Here is a 14422-nt window from a genome sequence, read left to right on the forward strand (position 1 = left end):
ATAGCAATATGTGCGCTTTATCACATAATAACGACAGATGGGGGGGCTAAGTCAAATTTCAATGTGCTAGAGGGTAACTAATAACTCGTCAATTCATCACAAATCAATTATGTACGGTATGCTATTGTTTTATAATGACTGTATAAATTAATTAGAGGAATCAGAATGATAACTACACTACCTCCTAAGTTAAAAGCAGGCGATACCATCGGCTTTTTCTCTCCTTCATCGCCTGCCACTGTTTTTGCTCCTAATCGTTTTGCTCGCGCAAAAGCGTATCTCGAAAATCAGGGGTTTTGTTTAAAAGCAGGGAATTTAACTGGGAAAGATGATAATTATCGCTCTGGTTCGATTCATGCTCGGGCAGAGGAACTCAATCAACTTATTCGAGATCCTGAAGTGCGTTGTTTAATCTCGACTATCGGTGGTAACAATAGTAACGCGTTATTACCCTACATTGATTATGAAGAGCTCAAACAAGACCCGAAAATCATTATTGGCTACTCTGATGTAACCGCATTGCTGCTAGGCATCTATCAGCAAACCGGAATTGTGACCTATTATGGCCCAGCATTAGTCGCCTCTTTTGGTGAATTACCACCGCTGGTGGATCAAACCTTTGCGTCCTTTTTTGATCTCCTATGTCGCGATTCTCAGACTCGCTATCATTATGAAATGCCGAAATATTGGACGGATGCTCGTATTGATTGGGAAACACAAGTAGAGGCAAAACCAACCAATGCGAACCATTGGGACTTTCTTGGTGAAGGTAAAGTATCTGGTCGCATCATCGGCGGTAACCTGAATACCATGGCTGGAATTTGGGGAACGCCTTATATGCCTGAGATTCAGCAGGGTGATATTTTGCTAATCGAAGATTCCCTTAAAGGTATCGAGACCGTTGAGCGGTCGTTTGTCCATCTAAAATTGAGTGGAATTTTTGATAAAGTCGGGGCCATTATTTTGGGTAAACATGAAGGGTTTGATCATCGAGAAACCTACCGTTCACCGCTGGGTGTATTACTTGAAGTGCTTGATGGCAAGAAAGTGCCAATTGTGAATGGTTTTGATAGTTGCCATACCCATCCAATGCTAGTAACCCCGATGGGAGCTCATATGACGATCGATTTCGATGAACAGCAAGTCGTACTTGATCAGCCTTGGATAGGTGATTAAAGACAGTGCTTAGTAAGGTTGTTTTTATATTGTTATCATTTTAAACATGAGCGATGAGGACAGGCACTTTAGGAAGTGCCTGTTTTTTTTGAATTTATTCCATTATTTAGTTCTGTTGTTTTTTGACATTTGTATTGTCTATCGTCCAAACGGGATTGCCAGTCAGGATAAGTCCAAGTTAGCCAACCGGATACATAGTAACTCTAGTCGATTTCTTCTTTGGAAAACCTCGCGTCAAATGCTGATAATTCATTGCCTTTGACTGTTAGTGGTTGATAGAGTTCTGGCCTGCGGCCACGAATCCAACGCCTGCCCGTACACATATCTAGCTCCTGTGCTTTGAGATCTGCAATAACCATATCATTATCAACACTATCGGTTTCAGCTAAGATCTGTCCATATGGATTGAGGATCATGGCATTTCCCGTCCTGACTTCATTCATATCGACACCCACACCATTGCTAAATATTAGAAACATCCCGTTGTCATGAGCTCGTGAAGGCAACCAGCGCATTAGCCATTCACGGCCTTTGTGTCCATGCATCTCTTGGCGAATGGCCTCAGGGGTTTGGTTTCGGTCGTACCATAACTGTGTATCGATAAGTCCCATAGCGTTAGGGCTACGGGAGTCACATCCACCGGTTTGGTGGGGAGCAAGCAGAATATCTGCTCCTTTGAGGGCCGTGATTCTAGCGTTTTCAATCAAGTTGTTATCCCAACAGATAAGTATTCCGACGCGACATCCATGTGGGGTGTTAAACACGGTATATTCATTACCGCTTGTCATGTGTCGACTCACAAAAGTATGCAGTTTTCGATGTTTCGCCAGTCGACCATCAGGCATCGCTACTAGATAGGTGTTATAGAGTTTCCCTTTCTCATCTATTTCAATTAGCCCAGCACCAATACTGATCTGGTACTTCTCGGACATAGCAAGTAGAGCCAAAGATATTTCTCCTTGGGGAACAAACTCCGCCAGATCTTGAACCTCTCGCTTACTGAGTTTTGATACATGCCAGTATCCGGTAATGCACATTTCGGGGAAGACAATAATACTCACATCAAACTTTGCTGCTTCTTCGACATAATGCTGAATAATCGAGATATTATAGTGCTTGTCATTGGCTCTGTGATTAAACTGAACTGAGGCAACGCGTATGTCTTGCATGAAAGCTCCTTAGCTGTTGACTATTAACGTTGTCAGTATAAAAACTCAGTTACATTCCATATAATGAAGAATATTCTACATTCAATGACCATATAGAATGGATATCGATCAACTACGAACATTTTGTCAGTTAGCATTAGATTGTAACTACCGAGTTGCGTCTGAGCACCTTTGCATCACCCAATCAGCGCTAACCAAAAAGATTCAGCGTCTGGAGGCTCATATTGGATTGGTCTTGTTTGAGAGAGGGAGAAAGGGCGCATGTTTAACGTCTGCCGGACAGGTGTTGTTACCTGAAGCACAGCGTTTGGTGGATAATTTCAGCGCTTTCCAAGCTCTAACGTATCGGGTCTCTGAGGGGATAACAGGATCTTTAAAAATGGGGTTCGGTATATCTTCTTATATGTTAGCGCCAGATTATATCGTAAGGTTTAAATCACAGTTTCCTCATATTCATATTGAACTCAATGACATACCATCACAGGTACAAACGGATTTGTTACTTCGTGGAGAGCTTCAGCTTGGTTTCAGCCGACTTCCTGTGTCCTCTCCACTTAAAGGTATCAAGCTTAAATCCGATCATTTAGTGATCGCCGTTCACCGTAGCCATACTATAGATGAGGATAACCCTTGGGATGCATTAGATCATTTGGATTATTTAAGGCTTACTCCAGAACGAGGGAAAGGGTTATCGAAGCAGATAGACAAGTTATTAATAGAGGAAAATCAATCAATAAACCCGGTACAGGAAGCGGATGATATTGCTACACTGCTCGCTCTCGTTTCTGCTAATACGGGGTTTACAATTGTTCCTGCCAGCGTTGGCCATATTGCTAATGATAGTGTTCGACTTATTCCATTGAGTAGTCCAAGTGCCGTCTGGGATATAGGCCTAATTTGGAATGAGCGGCTAGATTGTGCTGCGAGAGACCGTTTCATTCAGTTTGTCGTTACAGAACCACATGCTAATCTCTGACTCGAAGTTACCTTGCTCTTACTTAAAGTTATGCTGTCGAATGAAAAGACAGCTCTAATGGGGCTAGTATTTTTTGTCCACTTTCGTTTCAGAATGCTCTGGCTGAAACCTTTTAGCCCCATTCAATTTAAGCCCAGCAGATTTGTGTCGTTATTTGACATACTTCAATAATGAATAAGCGCCATAAAGCGCTTATTCTACCGTAATTTCTACTCGTTCCTTTCCTCGACCAAGATTTCTTCGCCGTAATTTCACTTTGCCAACTTCAGACGTTCTACGGATATGTGTGCCTCCGCAAGGAACCTCAGAGAATCCATTAATTTTCCAATATCTTCGTTCCTGACCTACATCGGAAAAACAACTTTCAACCACAAGATCAGCATCAACTATTTCTTGTACTTGTTTTTCTATTTCTTCAGCTAAGCTTCCAATATTTCCATCATAACGAAAGTCGATTCTGCTTTTGTCTTCAGAAATATGAGCCCCAATTTTCTCTATGGTCAGACGTTTATAAAAGCACTCAAGAACTAACTCCGCAGCAAAATGGAGCTTCATCAGAGAATATCTTCTAGGCCAACTTATTACCGTAATCACGTCGTCTCCAATGGAGAAGGGAGGAGCAGAATTGAGAGTATACTGAATACGTGTCCCTGTTTTATCAGCTCGAATTACCTCAATTCCACCGATTGTGCCGTGATCACTTTCTTGACCACCAGACTCTGCATAAAAGATAGTTTCGGACAGTTCGATAGTTTGACTGTCGATACTGGTGACACGAGATGTTAGTTCACATAGATAGGGGTCTTCCCAAAAGATTTTTTTAGTCATAATTTTCCCTTTTTAAAATCCATTTCAAAAACAAAGCCAATAATGACAGGCCTATTAATAATGTAGAGATCAGTAATCAGTCGGAGGATAGTAAATAATGTTGTGAAAAACAGCGCGACCATTACCAATATTCTTATATGAATGAGGCTGAGCACCACTAAAACGAATAGCTTGTCCTTCTCCCAAAACATGCCAAGCATCGTCACAGTGAATTGCCATTCGCCCAGATACACATATAACGTGCTCAATTACACCGAGGTTATGCGCTTCTGATTTATGTTCGTAACTTTCTTTAAGTCCAAGTTCATAAACCTCGAAGCTAAGTGACGCGTCGTAAGGGAAAAGTACATTGACGAAAAAATCATCATTGACCCAATCATCTGCAGAGCGGTCATCACTCATTTTGAGTATGTTTGGCTGAGTGTTTATCACCGGACTTGCAATAACGAACTGTGAGAAGGATACATTTAACCCTGTAGCTATCTGCCATAGTCTTGCGATAGTTGGACTAGATACCCCACGTTCTATCTGACTTAACATGGCTTTACTGACCCCAGTTAATTCCGCTGTTTTATCCAACGTCAGGCCTTTTTCTTTCCTTATGCGACGTAAATTTTTACTGACTTCTTGGTCTATCTGCATAACCCTAAACCTAAATCTGCTATAACATACAAAAGTTATCATAAATCTGTTATAGCATACAACAAAGCTGAAATAACTAGGATTGGTCTTGGGTGGTCACTGATCTTTCGGGCAAGCACTGCGATATGAAAGTTTCACGCACATAACATGGGTATTGTTTTTGCTGTTTTTTAACTAATTCTAAATCAAGTTCAAATGAAACTATGGGGTTATCTGTTGAAGTTTCAGATATGAACGAGCCATCGGGAGAAAAAGCAAATCCTTTACCGCCGAAAACTAAATGGTCATTGATTTTTCCGACACGGTTAGAGCTGACGACATAACAACCAGATACAATTGCAGCCATTGATGCTGCTGTTTTCCATTTTTCAAAGCTCTGTTCTGTTGCTCTAGGTACAACAATTAATTGAGCGCCTTGGCGTCGGTAAGACCTAGCCCATTCATTGAACATGACTTCCGTACACAAAAGAACACCCACGGCTAAATTCTCGCTTTTGAATACATCAAAACCTTTCTTTTCAGTACGAAACCATGATGTTTCATAAAACCCCGTCTCTTCAGGGAAGTAATGTTTCTGATGTGCAAAGCTATATTCACCATTTACGAGAGCAAACGCTTCGTTTGCCAGAATATCCTCACATTTGATTGGTCGTGAGGACAGAATAAGAGGAATATTAAGCTCCTTTAATGCGTTGATGCCAATGTCATGAGCAGAAATAGACTCTTCAGCGCACTGTGCGTCGAAGTTGTTACTTGCGGATAGCCATTTTCCAAAAGGCATTTCATTTGTTACCAACACATCAGGTCTTTCAGAATCAACTTTTTTCCTTATATCTTCCCAATCACTACCTTCGGCTGTTAAACCTTCAGGGAATTCAACATAGGTAATTTTCATCTTGTATAATCCTTATCGCTGGTCGATTGATGCTTGATTACTAACTTACTGTAACAAAGGAAAAATTCAGATAGGCAAGACGTCATCATTAACCAGCGATCTGTTGTTTATGCAGGTGAATCGTCGGTGATGCTGATAGATATGCTATATTGCATATCTCTAATGACTTTGAACTACTGATTTTGAAAGGGTTTATGGACAAGTTTGATCAGAATATATTAGCTTGCCTAACTAATGATGCACGCCAAACTAACGCAGAAATAGCACGAAAAGTGGGTTTATCGCGCAGTGCTGTGTCGGAGCGTATTCGTAAAATGGAGGAACAGAAACTTATTCTGGGCTATCGAGCTGATCTAAAGGCACAAGAAAACAAGATTGCTGCTTATTTTCAATTGTCCTTTAGTCAGAGTTGTTGTGATGAAGTTGAGGTTATTATTCGGCCATACAAAGAAATCAAAAGTTGCCACAGTACTTCGGGGGAAGTGGATATGATTATTTTTGCCGAAGCTGAGGGGATAACCGAATTAAACAACCTTAGAAACCGTCTTGAACAATTACCAAATTTGACGAGAATTATCACGCATACAGTCTTAGAAGAGCGTATTCGTAGGTAACGCACCGCTGCCATAAAAGGTTACCTAAATCACCAGAAAACCGATTGGTATGAGTTAATTTAGTATCGATATTCAATTACCGCATAGATTGTTTGGGTGATGAAAGGAGTTATCCAGTACCTTTCAATATTATTGGTGCCATTTCGTTATTGGGAATACAAAAAGTTATCTGCAGATCGATGTTGACGGCTTTATTCTAAGTAGCATTTGTCCCAACCCCAATTTACGGAACTGTTAGGTAAAAAAACTGCTCTAAAATCATCTAGTAAACAATTCGTGATCACTCTATTAAGTCAGTTATTGACCGACTTTTCTTAATGATAGATTATGCTTCTAGTTGAGCATTTTTAACTAGACAGACATGTTCTGTAATTTGTGAGCGCTAGGAAAAATAAGACACATAGAACAGTATGTTGCAGCTATGGCGTATGTATTTTCTGAAAATATTATAAAGACAATGTCTGCTGAAAAGACACTGTTAGTCGTTTAGGGAGAAAAATGGAAATTTCTTTATTAGCGGAACATCCGCACTGTGTACCAGAAATTGCTCAATGGTACTTTACCGAATGGGCTTCTAAATCTCCTACCGGAACTCTCGAAAAAGTAATAGTTGATGTAAAAGCGAGGTCAGAGAATAGAGACAAACTGCCACTTTCTTATATTGGGTTACAAAATGGAGTTTTAGCTGGTGTAGTGGAGCTAAAATTCAGAGAGCACAAAAAGTATCCGGAATATGAGCATTGGTTGGGAGGAGTATACGTTAAATCAGATTTTCGTAAGCAGGGAGTAGCAAAGGCAATAATAGTAAAAGCGTTGTCTCATGCTGACAGTTTGGGTATTTCTGAATTGTATCTCCAAACGGAAGAAAAGAATGTGTCATTATACGCTCAGTTTGGTTTTAAAGAGCTTCATAAAGCAGAGCTTGGCATAACAATAATGGTACGGTTAAAAAAGGGATAACAGATTGCTCAAGCAGACTGCTAATACGTGTCATTTTTAATCTAAAACGTTTAGTGATTGTAGAACATTACGATAAGCTGGGTATTGCGTTACCCAGCCGCTTATCAAGGCGTTATGTAACTATAGAAGGATCTCACTATGACAGTAATTTATAAAGGGAGTTGTTTATGTGGTCAGGTTACTTTTGAAACTTCTGGTTTCAAAGATCATATAGCAAATTGCCATTGTTCAATGTGCCGTAAATTTCATGGGGCTGCATTTGGCACATTATCTAAAGTTAAAAATCTAACTTGGCTATCAGGTCAAGAACTACTCAAAGATTATGTTGCTCCAAACGGCACAATGAGAACATTTTGTGCAAACTGCGGGTCTAGTATTGGTTTTCGTAGTAAAGGTAATCCTTTGTCAGAAATCGAGCTTTCGCTGTCGTTATTCGATGAAAATATTCCAGTAAAAGCCGATGCCCATATTTTTACGGATTACAAAAGTAATTGGTATGAAATAACCGATGATCTTCCCCAATATAAGGAAGGTCGAGAGTAACAGTATAGTCACATAACAAACGTCCAATACTTTTCCTAATATGGCAGAAGCTAGTTCTAGCTTGTTTAGACAAACGTACCTCGACCAATAAATAATTTTCCCCTTTGTCATTTAGTGACTTATAAGCTCTTGAAACAGTTATAGGCGTCGTTCCAAGTTTTTCAGCGAGTAACCGATGAGTGGTTAAGCTCTTTGAACTCGGTGAACATTCACCTGCTTTGATTTTCTTGTCGACGAATTTTGCTATTCGGAAGAATTTACTATTACTCACAAAGGGTCACTAGAGCAATCTTCATTCTCAATAGCATATAACATATGTTTTTTTAGTAATTTTTATTATTTAAATATATCAAATCAATATTGACATAACTCAATTGTGGTAATAATCTACAAAAAATAATATTGAATCAATTCAATGCAAACTATAACAACATCAAATCAGGCTTAAAAAATGTTAAAAGAAATGGTAGAGGCACTTAAAAAGCAAAGTGTTCAAGAAGTACATGTATCATATGAAGCTACAAATAAATTAGTTAGTTCATTCAGTCACTTACGATTTAGAGAGGACAGTGAGTGGCTTAACGTAAGAGAATGGCTTGGAAATGTAGTCAAGCACAGCCTTAATGATGAAGTAATCCATTCTATTCAGGGTTTTAAATCAGATGATGAGCAATGTGCCCTGATTATCCGCGGTTTACCTGTTGATAGTCATTTATGTGCGACGCCATACAACGGTTATGTTCCACCATCAAAACCTCCCCTAGCTATTTTTACTTATATTGGTATATGTCAATTTTCTGGATTGAACTTGTGTCATACCAAAATGAAAATAAAGGGTTCTTATTTAGGAATGTGGTACCAGCACTCAATGTTCTAAATGAAAAGTCATTTCATGGATCCATTTTTACCTTTGGTCATCATGTGAATAATCCGGATTTACCATTAGCATGTGAACCAGTGACTGTGAGACGTGGCTGCCCTAAATTTTTATCACATGAATCATTAAAATAACTCGTGATATATCAACCTGATGATTTATTGATAATTAAAACCAGAGAACACATCGGCAAAGATTAAGCTTCCATTAACTAAGAAAGTCGACAATGAATATCAAATCCTGCGGCAACGAGGTTTAGGCCGTATGGATACCTCTGTGCTTTTCAAAATCTACAGTTTATAACTTCGATAGGAAACTACCTTATGGAACTCTTCGGTAATGACATTACATTTTTAATATTAATAGCATTAATGGTATCGGCCTTTGCGGCCGGTTTTATTGACTCAGTAGCTGGTGGGGGAGGTTTAATTTTAGTTCCATCTTTTATCCTTGCTGGATTGCCTCCTCAGTTAGCTCTTGGACAAGAAAAAATTGTTAGTACATTAGGTACTATCGCAGCAATACGCAATTTCATGCGAAATAAAAAGGTAATTTGGACTGCAGTTGCAACCGGCATTCCTGCAGGTCTTGTCGGTGCATATGCGGGAGCACAATCAATTCTCTACTTTGATCCCGATACTATCGGCAAAATTATTCTCTTTATGCTTCCTTTCGGAATAATCTTATCTTTCATTCCGAAAAAGAAACGCAATGAAGATAATTCTACGCCAATTAATAAACAGGTCCTTTTATTCGGCGTACCAGCCGCTGTGTTCGTAATTGGTTTCTATGATGGATTCTTCGGGCCTGGTACAGGTAGCTTTTTAATTCTAGCGTTACACTACTTACTGAGGTTCGATTTAGTTTCAGCATCCGCGACTTCAAAATTATTTAATTTTTCGTCTAACATAGGCGCATTATTCGCCTTCATGATTGCAGGTAACGTCTTATATATGTTGGCGATACCTTTAGTAGCAATGAATTTACTTGGTAACCATGTTGGTAGCTCATCAGCAATGAAGTATGGCGCTAAACTGATTCAACGAACCATTTCAGTTTCACTCAGTCTACTGATGATTTCACTGGGGTATAAATTTCTGTTCTAAGCGTCAGCCACAAAATTTATACGATAGAACTCTCATTCAATGCGGATGAGAGTTCTAGCACGTCACTGCCACAAATCCTATAGAGTTGGGGCGGTCCTAGCCTAAGGATTACTCCTTGTGACTTTATGCATGATGTTGTTAATGCAACTTTGTTGATAGTGTTTGTGTATTCTTAACATATTATAAAGGCAACGTTGGTTAAAAAGGATCTGTTAGGTAAATCAGAAGTTATGAGTAAGAGAATTATTGAAGTCATTGATTATCAGCCTGAATGGCGGTTTGAGTTTGCCACAGAAAAAGAGCGCATTAGTTCTGTTTTAACTGCCGCTAATATTTATGCGATACACCATATCGGCAGCACATCGGTTGAAGGGCTATGCGCTAAGCCAATCATCGACATTCTTTTGGAAGTGAACAGCCTTGATACTTTAGATTCTGAATCAGCCAAGATGGCTTCTTTGGGCTATTTAGCAAAGGGTGAATTTGGTATTAAAGGGCGTCGTTATTTCCAAAAAGGTGGAATACAAAGAACGCATCAGGTTCATGCATTCCTAGCGGGCTCGCCGGAAGTGAAAAGGCATATCGCATTTCGTGACTATCTCAGAGCATTTCCTGATGTAGCGTTTAAGTACGGGGAAATCAAAAAGGCGGGTGCGCTCATGTGTAACAATGACATCGATGTTTATATTGATTACAAAAACAGTTTTATAAAAGAACATGAAGCAAAGGCACTGCGGTGGAAATCTGCCTCAAAGAACCATCAATATTCAGACTAGTTTCTTAGCTTATCTTTGGCTGCTCAACATGATCCGATTTTCTTTGTGTCAGAAATAGCAATGCAATGATTAGGGCTGCAATTCCCGCAACCATAAAGGTGTCTCGGCCGTTGCCTGGGATATAACTCATAAATGAGGAAAGGAATTGGCCTAGAAAGATCGCCACTGAAAGCATTGCTAAGTTCTGGTTGCGGTGCGAGGCGTAACTGCGTTCAACGATCATATGGTTAACTAAAGGAACCGATAGTCCAAAGCCTATTCCCATGACGATGGCACCTACGATCATGATTGGTAAACTGCCACTTGAATACAGAGCATGGGATAGGGCATAAGCGATAAATGCGAGGCTTAATGTGCTTATACTGCCCAGTTTATGTTGTACTTTGGGCATTTGTGATGCGGCACCTACCGCAATCAGTGAGATAAACGCCATAAAGTAACCCGTTTGCGATTCATTCAACCCCAGCGTACTGAGAAAACGAGGCATCATAATAACGGCGGTAAAAAACAGAATCATGGATAAACAGGCAGCAAAATAGACAATACGAACTTGCTCTTTACCTGTGGTTTCTTCCGGTTTTATTGAGGAGTTAGTCATGCCATGGTGGAATAGGCGTGGTTTGGGCACAAAGCTGACGACCAAAATTAAAAATACCCATGCCATTAGGTAAAGGTAAAAAGGGAAAGACCAGTTCATTTTGGCCAAAATGCCACCGATGGCGAGAAATATCACACCGCCTAATTCAATCGACATGCCTTGCAGAGCAATCATTTTAAGCCGTTGTGAACCCTGATAAAAATCAGAAATGAGGGCTGTTCCCGATGCCATTACCATTGCGGTTGCTCCACCTAACACCAACCTATCTGCAAATAAAACAACCGTATTCTCAATCCACATACCGATGATGCCTAAAGCGCCATACAGCACCAAGCCAATAATCAGTAATGAATAGGCTCCAAGCCGTTTCATTACTCGCCCTACTGGTGCGCCAAAAATCACCACGCCTAAAGAGGGAAGGGTGACTAACCAGCTACTTTGCTGAGGGGATAGGTGAAGCTGGTTAGCAATATCAGGCAAACCAGGCACAATAACGCACCCTACCATGATGGTAAGACAGGCGACCGCCATAAGAGCAAACGCACCTAAATTCCCTAATTTTGTCATATTGTATTACATCCGTTGTGTTGAACTGTGCATCATTGATACTCGATTGGTGTCGCACCAGTTATAGCCAGATGTTGTTAGTAAAGGAAATAGATTGAATTGATACTGGTAATCAGTAAAGATGATAACCATGTTAGAAATTAAACCAATGCGATATTTTATCGCTATCGCCGAAGAGCTGCATTTTGGACGCGCAGCTAAACGGCTACATATTGTGCAGCCAGCGTTGAGTATGCAAATTAAAAAGTTGGAAGAAACGTTAGGCGCTAACCTATTAATTCGCAATCGACATCAAGTCTCTTTAACGCCGATTGGCGAACTGTTCTACAAAGAAGCCATTGATATTGTGGCGCGTACAGAACGCTTGGCAACGCGAGTTGGGTTAGCGAGTCAGGGAGAGATTGGTCAACTTAAGATCGGCGTTTCTGCGAGCGCTTTGACTAGTGAAATTCTGCCTAATCTTATCAAGAGATTTAAAACGCTATATCCGCATATTCAAGTTGAGCTAAAAGAGGTTCACCCTGCAACACAGCAAAAATCCTTACTGACTCGAGAAGTCGATATCGTGATAGGGCCTAGTCAGGTGTTTGCTGGGGTTCAGGATAAAGTTAATGGTATTTATCTTAGTCAATTCGGCTTTAAGTTAGCGTGCTCTGATGAGCATTCCCTTGCTAAGCACAATAGGGTTGATGTGGAGAGCTTGCAACAGGAAACTTTTGTAGGATTGTCGGCTGATGAGGATGTTCTCGGCATGATGGTCACTGGATTCGCGTTGCCTTTTATTCCTCGGCATTCGATACAAGTGAAAAGTACAGCCGCGCTCTTTAGTGTCGTGGAATCTAATTTGGGGGTGGCGATTGTTTCTAGTGCATTAGAAAGAACGGCTCCGCCAAACCTTGTTTTTCTCGATCTCGAAGGGATAGAAAATAACATGCCTATCTACGCGTTTACACGTCATAGCGATCAAGACCCAGTTTTGCATCATTTCAACGAGTTAATATTAAATCAGTGCTAAAGGTTTGGTTGCACTTAGCATTTTTAGAGTAAGAAAAAGGCCACCGGAGTGGCCTTTAATGAGTGGTTAAGCTGTGGTTTTTTCTTGGTCGACGTGGTCAGTCACCATGGCTTCGGTGGTGATCATCAAGCCCGCGACAGAGGCTGCGAATTGCAGTGCAGAACGTGTCACTTTTGCTGGGTCGATAATGCCTTGTTCAAGCATATCTCCGTATTCACCCGTTGCGGCGTTATAACCGAAGTTAGCGCCGCCTTCTGCCACCTTGTTGGCGACCACAGAACCTTCATCCCCTGCGTTGATAGCAATTTGACGTAAAGGTTCTTCCATTGCACGCAGTGCCACGCGAATACCCACGTTTTGTTCTTGATTATCACCTGTTAAGTGAGTTAGGCCTTTAGCGATTTTCGCCAGTGCCACACCACCGCCAGGGATAATACCTTCTTCAACCGCTGCGCGAGTTGCGTTCAGCGCATCGTCAACACGGTCTTTTTTCTCTTTCATTTCGACTTCAGTCGCCGCACCAATCTTAATTACTGCCACGCCACCGGATAGTTTGGCGATGCGTTGTTGCAGTTTTTCTTTATCGTAATTTGATGTGCTGTTTTCAAGCTGATTACGAATGGTTGCCACGCGGTCAGCAATCGCGGATTTATCGGCGACACCATCGACGATTAAGGTGGCGTCTTTACTGATAGTCACTTTTTTCGCGCTACCTAAGTGCTCTAGAGTTGTGTGCTCTAAATCTAGGCCAACTTCTTCGGCAATCACGGTTGCGCCAGTCAATGCTGCGATATCTTGCACCATGGCTTTGCGGTTATCACCGAAGCCAGGGGCTTTGACGGCTGCTGCTTTCACAATGCCGCGCATGTTATTCACAACTAGGGTAGCCAGCGCTTCACCTTCAACATCTTCTGCCACAATCAACAGTGGGCGAGAAGCTTTGGCAACGGATTCAAGTACAGGCAATAGTTCACGAATGTTGCTGATTTTCTTGTCGACCAGCAAAATGTATGGATTGTCGAGTTCGACAGTGCCTGCATCTGCGTTGTTAATGAAGTAGGGTGATAAATAACCGCGGTCGAACTGCATACCTTCAACAACCGACAATTCATTTTCTAAGCCTTGGCCTTCTTCTACGGTAATCAAACCGTCGCGGCCGACTTTTTCCATCGCTTCAGCAATGATTTCACCAATCGCCTTATCACTGTTGGCAGAAATGGTGGCTACTTGAGTGATAGATTGCTTGTCATCACAAGGTTTGGCTAGTGTTTTTAACTCTTTGAACGCTTCACCAACGGCTTTATCGATACCGCGTTTTAAATCCATTGGGTTTAAGCCAGAGGCCACCGATTTTAGTCCTTCATTGATTAGTGACTGAGCTAAAACCGTCGCAGTAGTGGTGCCATCGCCAGCTTCATCGTTAGCTTTGGAGGCGACTTGTTTTACCATCTGCGCGCCCATATTTTCGAACTTATCTTGCAGTTCGATTTCTTTTGCAACGGACACACCATCTTTGGTAATGGTGGGTGCACCAAAGGATTTGTCTAAAACAACGTTACGTCCTTTAGGGCCTAAAGTTACTTTGACTGCATCGGCTAATGTATTGACACCTGCTAGCATTTTTTGACGTGCATCATTAGCGAATAATACTTCTTTTGCTGCCATGATTATCTCCTATAA

Annotated in this window: 15 protein-coding genes and 1 pseudogene; 10 read left to right on the forward strand and 6 right to left on the reverse strand. The window is 41.0% G+C overall.

The features are described 5' to 3' along the window. Positions 1-165 precede the first annotated feature (165 nt). On the forward strand, positions 166-1176 hold the full coding sequence (locus I1A42_RS17900) for a S66 family peptidase (protein ID WP_196124273.1): 1011 nt from the start codon (positions 166-168) through the stop codon (positions 1174-1176). Positions 1177-1379: 203 nt separating this feature from the next. Here I1A42_RS17900 and I1A42_RS17905 read toward each other — a convergent pair whose 3' ends face one another. Continuing rightward, positions 1380-2345: a nitrilase family protein gene (locus I1A42_RS17905; protein ID WP_196124274.1), complete on the reverse strand. Its 966-nt coding sequence runs from the start codon at positions 2343-2345 to the stop codon at positions 1380-1382. Positions 2346-2442: 97 nt separating this feature from the next. On the opposite strand from I1A42_RS17905, the gene I1A42_RS17910 reads away from it, so the two are divergent. Beyond that, positions 2443-3321: a LysR family transcriptional regulator gene (locus I1A42_RS17910; protein WP_196124275.1), complete on the forward strand. Its 879-nt coding sequence runs from the start codon at positions 2443-2445 to the stop codon at positions 3319-3321. A 192-nt stretch (positions 3322-3513) separates the two neighbouring features. On the opposite strand, the gene I1A42_RS17915 is transcribed toward I1A42_RS17910, so the two are convergent. The 3 genes from I1A42_RS17915 to I1A42_RS17925 form a co-directional block, all read right to left on the reverse strand. Beyond that, positions 3514-4149 carry an alanyl-tRNA editing protein gene (locus I1A42_RS17915; RefSeq protein ID WP_196124276.1) on the reverse strand — a complete coding sequence of 212 codons (636 nt, stop codon included), beginning with the start codon at positions 4147-4149 and terminating at the stop codon, positions 3514-3516. Between the two features lie 69 nt (positions 4150-4218). Beyond that, positions 4219-4791, reverse strand: a complete 573-nt coding sequence (locus I1A42_RS17920; RefSeq protein WP_196124277.1) for a helix-turn-helix domain-containing protein — start codon at positions 4789-4791, stop codon at positions 4219-4221. 76 nt (positions 4792-4867) lie between these two features. After that, complete coding sequence (locus I1A42_RS17925; protein WP_196124278.1) at positions 4868-5686, reverse strand: carbon-nitrogen hydrolase family protein; 819 nt, start codon at positions 5684-5686, stop codon at positions 4868-4870. A 194-nt stretch (positions 5687-5880) separates the two neighbouring features. Here I1A42_RS17925 and I1A42_RS17930 point away from each other — a divergent pair, with 194 nt between their 5' ends. The 7 genes and pseudogenes from I1A42_RS17930 to I1A42_RS17955 all read left to right on the forward strand — a co-directional run bounded on the left by I1A42_RS17930 (position 5881) and on the right by I1A42_RS17955 (position 10562). Further along, a complete protein-coding gene (locus I1A42_RS17930) occupies positions 5881-6300 on the forward strand; it encodes an Lrp/AsnC family transcriptional regulator (protein ID WP_196124279.1) in 420 nt (139 codons plus the stop codon). 498 nt (positions 6301-6798) lie between these two features. Next, positions 6799-7260, forward strand: coding sequence for a GNAT family N-acetyltransferase (locus I1A42_RS17935; protein ID WP_161154362.1), 462 nt, complete (start codon positions 6799-6801; stop codon positions 7258-7260). Positions 7261-7398: 138 nt separating this feature from the next. Next, positions 7399-7803 carry a GFA family protein gene (locus I1A42_RS17940; RefSeq protein WP_196124280.1) on the forward strand — a complete coding sequence of 135 codons (405 nt, stop codon included), beginning with the start codon at positions 7399-7401 and terminating at the stop codon, positions 7801-7803. A 451-nt stretch (positions 7804-8254) separates the two neighbouring features. Beyond that, on the forward strand, positions 8255-8680 hold the full coding sequence (locus tag I1A42_RS17945) for a hypothetical protein (protein WP_196124281.1): 426 nt from the start codon (positions 8255-8257) through the stop codon (positions 8678-8680). 195 nt (positions 8681-8875) lie between these two features. After that, a pseudogene (locus tag I1A42_RS24800) lies at positions 8876-8983 on the forward strand (NAD(P)-dependent oxidoreductase); the annotation flags it as partial. A 20-nt stretch (positions 8984-9003) separates the two neighbouring features. Further along, complete coding sequence (locus I1A42_RS17950; RefSeq protein ID WP_196124282.1) at positions 9004-9786, forward strand: sulfite exporter TauE/SafE family protein; 783 nt, start codon at positions 9004-9006, stop codon at positions 9784-9786. A 194-nt stretch (positions 9787-9980) separates the two neighbouring features. Then, positions 9981-10562, forward strand: a complete 582-nt coding sequence (locus I1A42_RS17955; RefSeq protein WP_230389647.1) for a GrpB family protein — start codon at positions 9981-9983, stop codon at positions 10560-10562. Positions 10563-10566: 4 nt separating this feature from the next. On the opposite strand, the gene I1A42_RS17960 is transcribed toward I1A42_RS17955, so the two are convergent. Then, complete coding sequence (locus tag I1A42_RS17960) at positions 10567-11727, reverse strand: MFS transporter (protein WP_196124284.1); 1161 nt, start codon at positions 11725-11727, stop codon at positions 10567-10569. 130 nt (positions 11728-11857) lie between these two features. Between I1A42_RS17960 and I1A42_RS17965 the strand changes: the two genes are divergently transcribed. Next, on the forward strand, positions 11858-12742 hold the full coding sequence (locus I1A42_RS17965) for a LysR family transcriptional regulator (RefSeq protein WP_196124285.1): 885 nt from the start codon (positions 11858-11860) through the stop codon (positions 12740-12742). 66 nt (positions 12743-12808) lie between these two features. Here the strand turns inward: I1A42_RS17965 and groL are convergent, their stop codons facing one another. Next, the gene (gene groL, locus I1A42_RS17970; protein WP_196124286.1) at positions 12809-14407 is read right to left on the reverse strand and encodes a chaperonin GroEL; all 1599 of its coding nucleotides are present in this window, start codon (positions 14405-14407) and stop codon (positions 12809-12811) included. Positions 14408-14422: the final 15 nt, after the last annotated feature.

It is taken from the genome of Vibrio nitrifigilis (genome assembly GCF_015686695.1).
Lineage (GTDB): Bacteria > Pseudomonadota > Gammaproteobacteria > Enterobacterales > Vibrionaceae > Vibrio > Vibrio nitrifigilis.